This window comes from Bacteroidota bacterium (assembly GCA_034723125.1).
Taxonomy (GTDB): Bacteria; Bacteroidota; Bacteroidia; order CAILMK01; family JAAYUY01; genus JAYEOP01.
Genome location: JAYEOP010000576.1, coordinates 1 through 1,580, shown reverse-complemented (window position 1 = coordinate 1,580; position 1,580 = coordinate 1). Strand labels below are relative to the sequence as shown.

Genomic DNA, 1,580 nt, shown 5'->3' with positions numbered 1-1,580 from the left:
AATAATCATAATCCTGTTTTAAATGCTTCCTCATCTGCAACAGGCGATACAATTGTTTTTACTACATCAGATATTGATGTTAATGATACAGTACAAATTTGGTGGGATTCTTCAATTGCAAATGCCAATTGGCAGATTAATACAACTAATCCTAAACGTCCAAAAGGAATTTTAATATTGCCTCCTTTGGATACTTCTAAGAAAACTCCTAATTTCTTTACTGTATCAGCAAAGGATAATAGTTGTCCTCTTTATGGTTTTACATCAAAAGCTTATTACAGAATAAATCCTAATGCTTTAATAAATATTACAAATCTTGGATGTGGCAAATATAATTTTAAAGCAATTTCAATTAATACGACACTTTTAAATTTTGCATGGACTATTAATAATGGAAATGAAATTTTAGGTGATTCAATAATAAAACAATTTGATAAGCCCGGTATTTATCCTTTATCACTCTCTGTTTCTAACAACTTGGGGGATACAAATTTATATTATGATACTTTAACAACCGATTCTTTTCTTTTTGTAAACTCGCTACAAGATACAAACATTTGTTCTGGCAACAGCCTGACAATTTCATTACAAATTTCTAATAATAAAGGATATACTTCTATAAATTGGAATACAAACGACACAACACAATCAATTCAAACAGCACAATTATTTCAAGATAAAACATATACGGCAATAATACAAGATCAGGCAGGGTGTTTTGATACAGTTAGTATGGATGTAGATGTTAATTCAATATTTGTTAATCATGGTCAGGATATTGGATTTTGCATATTCGATAGCATTAGTTTAGATGTCAACTATATTTTAAACGGAGGTAATTCATCTTCTTTGGAATGGACAAAATTGTACGATACAAATTTCACAAAAAACAAAAAGAATATAATAATTCATGATTCAGGAACTTACATTTGCAAGATAACTGATAATATCGGATGTTATAATTCGGACACAATTTTTGTTACAGAGTATTCATTACCTAATATTTACACTCTGGATGAAGATAGTATTTGCTCAGATGAACAAGAATATTTACTCAATGGAAAAGCATTTCCATTGTCAGGTATTTGGTCAGGACAAGGAGTAATAAAACGAAAATCGAATTATATTTTTGATTTAAATAATGTTACTTTTTTCAATGGTAAAAAATTCACATTCAACTATTTATTTACTGATTCTAACAATTGCAAAAATTCAGATTCATTTAGTTTTAGAGTTTTTAAATCACCTGAAAATCCAAATGCCGGAGATGATTTTGAACTTTGTAAATACGATAGTCTTTTTCAATTAAACGGATATCCAAAAAACGGATTTTGGATTGGTAACTTTATTGACTCATTTGGAAATTTTTCCCCAAGCTTAGCAGGTATAGGAAGTAGCAAACAAAGTTATATTGTAGGAATGCCTCATTGTCCAAAATACGATACTGTAGAAATCAAAGTAAATCCGCTTCCAAACATACAAATATATCCTGCAAATAATAAATTCAAAATGTGTAAAGAAGAAGGACTTGTTTACTTAAACCACTCTCCTATGGGTGGAAATTATGGTGGTTACTGGAC

At 29.5% G+C, this 1,580-nt stretch carries 1 protein-coding gene; it reads left to right on the top strand.

The genetic code is table 11. The annotated features are described in order from the left end of the window. On the top strand, positions 1-1,580 hold a 1,580-nt coding region (locus tag U9R42_14530), incomplete at both ends, for a hypothetical protein (protein MEA3497240.1).